The sequence below is a fragment of the Mesorhizobium sp. M4B.F.Ca.ET.089.01.1.1 genome, from assembly GCF_004022605.1.
GTDB lineage: Bacteria > Pseudomonadota > Alphaproteobacteria > Rhizobiales > Rhizobiaceae > Mesorhizobium > Mesorhizobium abyssinicae.
The window spans coordinates 1-8,397 of sequence record NZ_RZOS01000248.1; the positions used below are offsets into that span (position 1 = coordinate 1).

The following is an 8,397-nucleotide window of genomic DNA, read 5'->3' on the forward strand; positions in this document are numbered from 1 at the left end:
ACGCCGTTCTGACCAAGGCCGCCGAACTCGTCGCCGATCTCGAAAGGCGCCGCCCAGAAGTGGCGGGTCCTGCCGACCGTCACCGAGCCGGTCGGGTTGACGGCGGCGAGCGCGCCGATGGTGACGCCCGTTTCAAGCACGGTAGAGGCCGAACCCAGTCCACCCTTGAGGCCCGACGTCAGCGCACCCATGCCGGCGCCTGCCGTGCCCAATGCAAAGTCGGCCTCCGCCGCTTGTGCCGCCTGGTAGCCGAGCTCGCGATAGGGCGGGTAGCGGCCCCAACCTTTGTCGCCGCCATTGCGCAGGTCGAACAGGATCGCAGCCGGCACGATCGGCACGCGGAAGCCGCCGACTTCGACACCGATATTCCTTTCGCGCAACGCCGCCTGCACCCCCGAAGCGGCGTCGAGGCCGAAGGCCGAGCCGCCCGACAGCACCACGGCATGGATCTCGTGAACCGAATTCTGCGGCTCCAGCAGGTCGGTCTCGCGCGTGCCTGGCGCGCCGCCCAGCACCTGCACGGCTGCCACCGACGGATCGTCGCAAAGCAATGCCGTCACGCCCGACTTCAGCCTGGCGTCGGCGGCGTTGCCGACTTTGAGGCCGGCGACATCGGTGATCAGGTTGCGCGGGCCGCTGTGAAACATCAGTTGGCCTCCAGCGGCACGAAGCGTGTTCCGTCGAAGCGGAAGGCACGCAACGGAGACTGGCTGAGATCGCCCTTGTTGTCGAACCGGACGGGCCCGATCGCCGTCGTGAACTCATGCCCGGTGAGCGCTTCGGCAAGCGGCTTGCCCGAGCTTGCCGCCTCCGCCGTTGCGGCCCTGGCGATCTCGACCGCGGCATAGGCAGGCAGCGTGTAGCCTTCCGGCACGATGTTCTTGTCCGTGAAGGTCTGCACCACCTTGGGATCGGCGACCGCGGCCCATTCGGGTGGCGCGATCATCAACGTGCCCATGGCATAGCGCACGTCACCGGCCGGCGTGCGCAGATTTTCACCGCCGGCAAAGGTGATGCCGGCGTCGAGCTGGGCGGCATCGCGCCCCATGATGGCGATGTCGTCGCCGTCGCCGCCGGCGAATACTTTGGTCGCGCCGGCCTTCTTCAGCCGGCCGATCAGTCCGATTTGGTTGTCGAGCTGCGGCCGGAACGTGTCGACGAACGCCGGCTTCAGCGCCGCCTGCTCGGCCGCGGCTCGCAAAGTCTCCGCGATTTCACGGCCATAGATCGTACCGTCGTCGATGATGGCGAACAGCTCTTTCTGCCACAGACGCGTGAGTATCCTGGCGACGGCGTAGCGCTCGTCGTCGCCGCGCGGGCCCAGCCGGTAGACTGGCCAGCCGGTCTTGGCGCGCCGGTCGGTCAGGCTTTCGGTGCGCACGCCGACGGTGATGACGGGAATGCCGGCCTCCTTCAGGATCGGCAGCGCCGCCTCGATCGCCTCGGTGCAGAGGAAACCGACCACCACATTGACTTTGGTGGCGGCGAAGTCGCGCGCCGCGGCGGCTCCTCCGTCGGCGGTGCAGGCATCGTCGACCGTCTTGATCGTCGCGCCGTTCGTGTCGGCCGCCAGCACGGCGCCGGCTTCGACCTGCTTGCCGAGGATCGCTGACGGGCCGGAGAGCGGCGCCGCGACGCCGACGACGAGGTCTTCGGCGCCCGCATTGCCGGCGAAAGCAATCGAGGCCAGCACCGCCAATGTCGTCATCAGGGGTCGCATGTGAGCGAAGCATTCCTCCCGTGCCGGCGGTAGGGTTGCCGGCATCCGCTTCGCCAAGACCTAAAGGCTGGCCGGCCCCGGTGCAACGCGAATTTCCGGATATGGGTCAAGCACTTCGCTTGTGGCATGCAATATGCCGCCATATATAACGATGGGTTCTGAGGAAAATCATCTGTGCTGAAGAAGAACGACATCGGGCCGCAGGCCTATCGCGACGCGATGGCCCATTTTGCCGGCCAGGTCCATGTGGTGACCACCGACGGTCCGGCCGGCAGGCGAGGCGCGACCGTTATCGCCGCTTGCTCGGTGTCCGACACGCCGCCGACCGTGCTCGTCTGCCTCAACCGGGAAAATCCCAAGAACGAGCCTTTCGTTGCGAATGGCAGGTTCGCGCTCAACACGCTGGCCTCGCATCAGGAGCCGCTCTCCGTCGGCTTTTCCGGCATGACCGGCCTGCCGGTCGAGGAACGGTTTGCGCTTGGCGAATGGGACGTGATCTCGACCGGCGCGCCGACCTTGAAAGGCGCGCTTGCCGTGTTCGATTGCGAGCTGATCGACACCAAGGATCTCGCCACCCACCGTGTGCTTTTTGGCAAGGTGACAGGCCTGCGCATCGGCGATAATTTGCGCCCGCTGATCTATCATGATCGCGGCTATCGCGCCTTGTAGGTGCCTTGATGGCTGACTCCACGGAGATGGAATGACCGGCTTGAAACCGCGCCCGGCGCCGGGGACGATCGACGAGACGCTCGATCTCCTGACCGGCGCGGACTATGTGGCGGACCGCTCGCTGGCGACCGTTCTTTTCCTGTCATTGCGCATGAAGCGGCCGCTCTTCCTCGAGGGCGAGGCCGGCGTCGGCAAGACCGAGATCGCCAAGGTGCTGGCCGATGCGCTCGGCCGCCGGCTGATTCGCCTTCAATGCTATGAGGGGCTCGACGTCTCCTCCGCCGTCTACGAGTGGAACTACGCCGCGCAGATGATCGAGATCCGCATGGAGGAGGCAGCCGGCAAGGTCGTGCGCTCCGACATGGAGCGCAACGTCTTCTCCGAAAAGTACCTGATCCGCCGCCCGGTGCTCGATGCGCTGACCGGCAAGGCGGGCGCTGCCCCGGTATTCCTGATCGACGAGCTCGACCGCACCGACGAGGCCTTCGAGGCCTTCCTGCTCGAAATCCTCTCGGACTTCCAGGTGACGGTGCCGGAGCTCGGCACGATCAAGGCGGAGGAGCCGCCGATCGTCATCATCACCACCAATCGTACGCGCGAGATCCATGACGCGCTGAAGCGGCGCTGCCTCTACCACTGGGTCGACTATCCCAGTGCCGAGCGCGAGCTGGAGATCGTCCGCCGCAAGGTGCCGCGGGCCAACAGCCGGCTTTCGGCCGAGGTTGTGTCGTTCATTCAGAAGCTGCGCCAGGTCGAGCTGTTCAAGGCGCCGGGCGTCGCCGAAACCATCGACTGGGCTGGTGCGCTGACCGAGCTCGACAAGGTCGCGCTCGATCCGGAAACGGTCTCCGACACGATCGGGGTGCTTTTGAAGTACCAGGACGACATCGCCCGCATCGGCGCGGGCGAGGGCCGGCGCATCCTCGACGAGGTCAAGGCCGAGCTCGCTGCTGCGGAATAGGCCGATGAAGTCGCCGCGCCCCGATCCCGCTGAGGCCAAGCAAGACGGGCGCCTCGCCGACAACATCGTCTATTTCGCCCGTACCTTGCGCAAGGCCGGCATGCGGGTCGGACCGGCTTCGGTCAAGGACGCGATCGAGGCGGTGCTTGCCGCCGGCATCGGATCGCGCGACGATTTCTACTGGACGCTGCATGCAGTGCTGGTCTCCCGGCATGAGGACCATCCGGTCTTCGACGAAGCTTTCCGGCTGTTCTGGAAATCGCGCGAGCTGATCGAAAAGATGCTGGCGATGTTCTCGCCTGTCGCCCTCGATACCAGCGAGAAGCAGAAACCGCGCGCGGCCGAGACCCGCGTCAGCCAGGCGATGTTCGAGGGCCATCAGAAGAATCAGCCGGCCAAGGAAATCCCGGAGATCGAGGTCGACGCCCGCTTCACCTTTTCCGGCAACGAGGTGTTGCGCGGCAAGGACTTTGCCCAGATGAACGCCGCCGAGCTGGCCGAGGCCAAGCAGGCGATCGCCGCTTTGCGACTGCCCTTCGACATGGTCCGCACGCGCCGCTTCAGGGCGGACGCGCAGGGCAGGCGCATCGATCCGCGTGCCATGATGCGTTCGGCCGCCCGCACCGGCGGCGCGCTGATCCTGCCGAAATTCCGCTCTGCCCGCGAGGTGCACCCGCCGCTGGTGGTGCTTGCCGACATTTCCGGCTCGATGAGCCAGTACACGCGCATCTTCCTACATTTCCTGCACGCGCTGACGGAAAAGCGCCGGCGCGTGCATGCCTTTGTCTTCGGCACCCGCCTGACCAATTTGACGCGGCAGATGCGCCATCGCGATCCCGATGCCGCGCTCGCCGAGAGCTCGGCGACGGTCAAGGACTGGTCCGGCGGCACTCGCATCGGCGACACGCTGGCCGAGTTCAATCGCCTGTGGTCGCGACGCGTGCTGGGGCAGGGGGCCGTGGTGCTGCTGATCACCGACGGGCTGGAGCGCGACGAGGTCGCCGGCCTGTCGGAGGAAATGGAGCGGCTGCACAAATCCTGCCGGCGGCTGATCTGGCTGAACCCGCTGCTGCGCTTCGACGGCTTCGAGGCGCGCGCCCGCGGCGTCAAGGCGATGCTGCCGCATGTCGACGAGTTCCGCCCGGTGCACAATCTCGAGGCGTTGGCCGATCTCTGCGCCTCGCTCGACCAGCGGCCGGCCACGTCGGTCGATCCGCGTCGCTGGCTGCGGGCTGGCGAGAGGCACGCCGCATAGCCATATTCATGGCACCGCAACCACGCCTGAGATACAACGAATTCCAGCCGCAACCATTGCGTAGTTTTGCTCACGGATACACAGGGACGTCTTCTATGCAGGCCGCCGAAAACACCAGAACAGCCTCTCCCTACCAGGTTGGTAAGTCCCGCAAATTCTTCGAATTCGACTCCAGCCTTCGTGGCGGCAAAGGCCACGGCGTGCGCATCGCAAACAAGGATGCATTGAGAACGCCAGGACTGATCACCTTCGCGCCGCCGCCAGAGAAAGGCTACGGCTTCGCGGAACTGCCGGAAAAACCTCAGCTTGTCCACTACCCCAAGGAGGGCAAGATGCCGCGCGATCTGGAGATATTGCACGGTTATCTGATCGTTTCCGAACGCCTGAAACGGGTTTTCGAGGATGTCGACGCAGCCGGCTTCGAGTTTGTCGACTGCGATTTTACTTTGGCTGACGGCTCGCAAGGGCCGCAATATTATTTGGCCGATGTTGTACGTGTCCTGGACGCCATCGACGAAGGAGCATCCAAGATAAGGATCAAATACGAGCGCGATTACAGAAAAAACGAGGACGTGAAAATTTACAGTTTTCTTGGCCCGACCAGCCTCGTATTCCGTGATCAGGTGGTTGATGGCGCTCACATATTTCGCACGCCCTATGCTGACAACATCTTCTGCGATGAAGTATTGAAGTCCGCCTGCAAGGTCGCCGGTGTCACCGGTCCCCACTTCATCAATGTCGAGAAGATGTGAGTTGAACCATGGCTGACATTGAAGCGTTTCATGAGCACCACGTCATGACACAGGACCTGGCTTCCAAGGGCCTCCTTGCTGGGTCTTTTAGCTGAAAACAAACGACTTAATCTCAGCGGAAAAACAGACTCTTGGAGAAGCAGTCATGGAAAACAGCATCTATCTCGATGAGGCCCGCGATCCCCTGATCATCGCGGAGGGCTGGATGAAGGACGGCAAGGATGTCGCCATCGCGACCGTCGTCGAGACCTGGGGTTCGGCGCCGCGCCCGGTCGGCAGCCATCTGGTCATCGACGCGGACGGCAATTTCCACGGTTCCGTCTCCGGCGGCTGCGTCGAGGGCGCGGTGGTGACCGAGGCGATCGATGTCATCGGTTCGGGTAAGGCCAGGATGCTGGAGTTCGGCGTCGCCGACGAGACCGCCTGGCAGGTGGGTCTCTCCTGTGGCGGCCGCATCAAGGTCTATGTCGAGCGGCTTGGTTAGGGCGCCATGGACCCGTATGTGCTGAAAACATTGAATGCCGAACGCCGCGCCCGCCGCGCGGCGATCCTGGTCACCGACCTCGGCGACGGCCGCGACCGCATCGTGCGCGAGGGCGATCCGGTCGCCGGTGAATTGGGCGAGGCGATCGCCAGGGCGTTTCGCACCGGTAATTCCGGCTCTGTCGAGGCGGAAGGGCGCGCCTTCTTCCTCAACGCGCATCTGCCGCAGCCGCGCCTCGTGGTGATCGGCGCCGTCCATATCAGCCAGGCGCTGGCGCCGATGGCCAGGATCGCCGGCTACCCCGTCGAGATTATTGACCCGCGCACCGCTTTCGCCACGCCGGAGCGTTTTCCCGATGTCGTGCTGCATGCCGAATGGCCGCAGGATGTGCTGGCGCGCCAGCCCCTCGACAGCTACACGGCGCTTGCCGCCGTCACCCACGACCCCAAGATCGACGATTTTGCATTGAAGGCAGCGCTCGATGCCAGGTGCTTCTATGTCGGCGCGCTCGGCAGCAGGAAGACGCACGCCAAGCGCGTGGAACGCCTGCTGGCGCTCGGTGCCAGCGCCGACCAGATCGCCCGCATCCATGCGCCGATCGGCCTCGATATCGGCGCGGCAAGTCCGGCCGAGATCGCCGTCGCGGTGCTCGCCCAGACCATCCACGCCTTCCGCTCGCGCGGCCTCGAAGCAAAAGGCGCCGTGGCGTGAAATTCGGTCCGGTTCCGATCGATGAGGCGGAAGGCGCGGTGCTGGCGCACGCCACAGAGGCCGGAGAGCGGCGCTTCCGCAAGGCGCACAGGCTGAGCGCCGATGATCTGTCGGCGCTGAAAGCGGCCGGCATTTCAGAGGTGGTCGCGGCCGTTCTGGCGCCCGACGATCTCGGCGAGGACGCGGCGGCGGAACGGATCGCCGCCGGCATGAGCCATCGCACCGTGGAGGCCAGGCCCGCCGCAACCGGCCGGGTCAATCTGCACGCCGAGGCGGCCGGCGTCTTCACCGTCGACCGCGCGATGATCGACGCCATCAATGCCGTCGATCCGACCATCACCATCGCCACGCTGGCGCAGCATGCGCCGGTCGAGAAAGGCCAGATGGTTGCGACGGTGAAGATCATTCCCTTCGCCGTCGCCGGCAGCCTGGTCGATCGGGTGGCAAGGATCTGCGCCGATGGCGAGATCTTTGCCGTCAACGCCTATCGGCCGATGCGGATCGGCGTCATCCAGACAATGCTGCCCGGCGTCAAACCGAGCGTGCTCGACAAGACGCTGCGCATCACCGAAGCGCGCCTGACGCGCTCGGGCAGCCATCTGACCGCCGAGCGCCGCACGCCGCACGAGGTCGCGCCCGTCGCGGAAGCGGCGGCTGCGCTCGTCCGTGACAACGATATGGTGGTGATCTTCGGCGCCTCGGCGATGAGCGATTTCGCCGACGTCGTCCCTGCAGCGATCGAACACGCAGGGGGCAGCGTGGTCCGCGCCGGCATGCCGGTCGATCCCGGCAATCTGCTGGTGCTGGGCACGCTTGCCGGCAAACGCATCATCGGCGCGCCTGGCTGCGCTCGCAGCCCCAAGGAGAACGGCTTCGACTGGGTGCTCGACCGGCTGATCGCCGGTCTCGACGTGACGGCCGGCGACATCGCCGGCATGGGCGTCGGCGGGCTGTTGATGGAGATACCGACCCGGCCGCAGCCGCGCGAGCCGTCGCCAAAGCGCGAGGGAGCCGGGCCGAAGGTCGAGATCGTGCTTCTGGCAGCCGGCCGCTCCAGCCGCATGGGCGGGCCGAACAAGCTGCTGGCACTGTTCGACGGCAAGCCGTTGGTCCGCCGCGCCGCCGAGAGAGCACTGGGCTCCAGGGCATCCAGCACCATTGTCGTCACTGGCCATCAGCGCGAGCGGGTGCTCGCCACTTTAAGCGGTCTCGATGTCATCCTGGCCGACAATCCCGATTTCGCCGACGGCCTGTCCTCGTCATTGAAGGCGGGCATCGCCAAGGTTTCGGCCGATGCTGCCGGCGCCATGATCGTCCTTGGCGACATGCCCGGCGTGTCCTCCGCCGATCTCGACCGGCTTATCGAAGCCTTCCGCAGATCCGGCGGCCGCTCGGTGGTGCGGGCAGCGCACGATGGCCGGCGCGGTAATCCAGTGCTGCTGCCTCGTTCACTGTTCGGGGCCATCGCCCATCTCGAAGGCGACACCGGCGCGCGCCACCTGGTCGAGGCCGGGGGCCTTGATGTCGTCGATGTCGAGATCGGCAACGCCGCCTCGGTCGATGTCGACACGCGCGAGGCGCTGGAAGGCGCCGGCGGCGTGCTGCAGGATTGACAAAGCGAAGCCGAAGCACGCATGCCTGCGGCATGGCCAATCGCTTTCAAGTCTCCCGCACCCTGTTAACCGCGATCGCTCTTTCGCTGTCCGCAGTTGATGCCGGCGCTCTCGAGCTAAAACCCTACAAGGACGATCTGTTCGCCTATCCGGCGACGCTGTCGTCCGGCGACAACGGCGCCTACACCGTCATCGACTATCGCGAGATGCGCGACATCAACCAGCGCGACGA

9 protein-coding genes and 1 pseudogene are annotated in these 8,397 nt (G+C 65.5%); 8 read left to right on the forward strand and 2 right to left on the reverse strand.

The features are described from left to right. Together EN780_RS21310 and EN780_RS21315 are read right to left on the reverse strand one after the other, a co-directional pair. Positions 1 to 647, reverse strand: a 647-nt coding sequence (locus EN780_RS21310) for a P1 family peptidase (RefSeq protein ID WP_133372662.1), incomplete at its 3' end; no start/stop codon positions are given. Continuing rightward, entirely contained in the window at positions 647 to 1,720 is a 1,074-nt protein-coding gene (locus EN780_RS21315) for a branched-chain amino acid ABC transporter substrate-binding protein (protein ID WP_128275233.1), read from the reverse strand. The genes EN780_RS21315 and EN780_RS21310, both read right to left, overlap by 1 nt. Before the next feature lie 174 nt (positions 1,721 to 1,894). Between EN780_RS21315 and EN780_RS21320 the strand changes: the two genes are divergently transcribed. The 8 genes and pseudogenes from EN780_RS21320 to EN780_RS21355 form a co-directional block, all read left to right on the forward strand. Next, a complete protein-coding gene (locus tag EN780_RS21320) occupies positions 1,895 to 2,389 on the forward strand; it encodes a flavin reductase (protein ID WP_127286659.1) in 495 nt (164 codons plus the stop codon). Positions 2,390 to 2,420: 31 nt separating this feature from the next. Continuing rightward, on the forward strand, positions 2,421 to 3,350 hold the full coding sequence (locus EN780_RS21325; protein ID WP_128275234.1) for a MoxR family ATPase: 930 nt from the start codon (positions 2,421 to 2,423) through the stop codon (positions 3,348 to 3,350). A gap of 4 nt (positions 3,351 to 3,354) precedes the next feature. Next, the gene (locus tag EN780_RS21330; protein ID WP_128275235.1) at positions 3,355 to 4,605 is read left to right on the forward strand and encodes a VWA domain-containing protein; all 1,251 of its coding nucleotides are present in this window, start codon (positions 3,355 to 3,357) and stop codon (positions 4,603 to 4,605) included. A 95-nt stretch (positions 4,606 to 4,700) separates the two neighbouring features. Continuing rightward, positions 4,701 to 5,357, forward strand: coding sequence for a DUF1629 domain-containing protein (locus tag EN780_RS21335; protein WP_128275236.1), 657 nt, complete (start codon positions 4,701 to 4,703; stop codon positions 5,355 to 5,357). A gap of 145 nt (positions 5,358 to 5,502) precedes the next feature. Next, positions 5,503 to 5,841: an XdhC family protein gene (locus EN780_RS21340; RefSeq protein ID WP_040593291.1), complete on the forward strand. Its 339-nt coding sequence runs from the start codon at positions 5,503 to 5,505 to the stop codon at positions 5,839 to 5,841. Between the two features lie 6 nt (positions 5,842 to 5,847). After that, complete coding sequence (locus tag EN780_RS21345; RefSeq protein ID WP_128275237.1) at positions 5,848 to 6,552, forward strand: XdhC family protein; 705 nt, start codon at positions 5,848 to 5,850, stop codon at positions 6,550 to 6,552. Beyond that, positions 6,549 to 8,165 (forward strand): molybdopterin-binding/glycosyltransferase family 2 protein, encoded by a 1,617-nt coding sequence (locus tag EN780_RS21350; RefSeq protein ID WP_128275238.1) that lies wholly within the window; start codon positions 6,549 to 6,551, stop codon positions 8,163 to 8,165. The genes EN780_RS21345 and EN780_RS21350 overlap by 4 nt, the downstream gene beginning before the upstream one ends. A gap of 32 nt (positions 8,166 to 8,197) precedes the next feature. Then, positions 8,198 to 8,397: pseudogene (locus EN780_RS21355) on the forward strand (alpha/beta hydrolase); the annotation flags it as partial.

Coding starts and splice junctions, on each gene's coding strand:
- EN780_RS21315 (WP_128275233.1), bottom strand. CDS start 1,720: ATGCGACCCCTGATGACGACATTGGCGGTGCTGGCCTCGATTGCTTTC.
- EN780_RS21325 (WP_128275234.1), top strand. CDS start 2,421: ATGACCGGCTTGAAACCGCGCCCGGCGCCGGGGACGATCGACGAGACG.
- EN780_RS21330 (WP_128275235.1), top strand. CDS start 3,355: ATGAAGTCGCCGCGCCCCGATCCCGCTGAGGCCAAGCAAGACGGGCGC.
- EN780_RS21335 (WP_128275236.1), top strand. CDS start 4,701: ATGCAGGCCGCCGAAAACACCAGAACAGCCTCTCCCTACCAGGTTGGT.
- EN780_RS21340 (WP_040593291.1), top strand. CDS start 5,503: ATGGAAAACAGCATCTATCTCGATGAGGCCCGCGATCCCCTGATCATC.
- EN780_RS21345 (WP_128275237.1), top strand. CDS start 5,848: ATGGACCCGTATGTGCTGAAAACATTGAATGCCGAACGCCGCGCCCGC.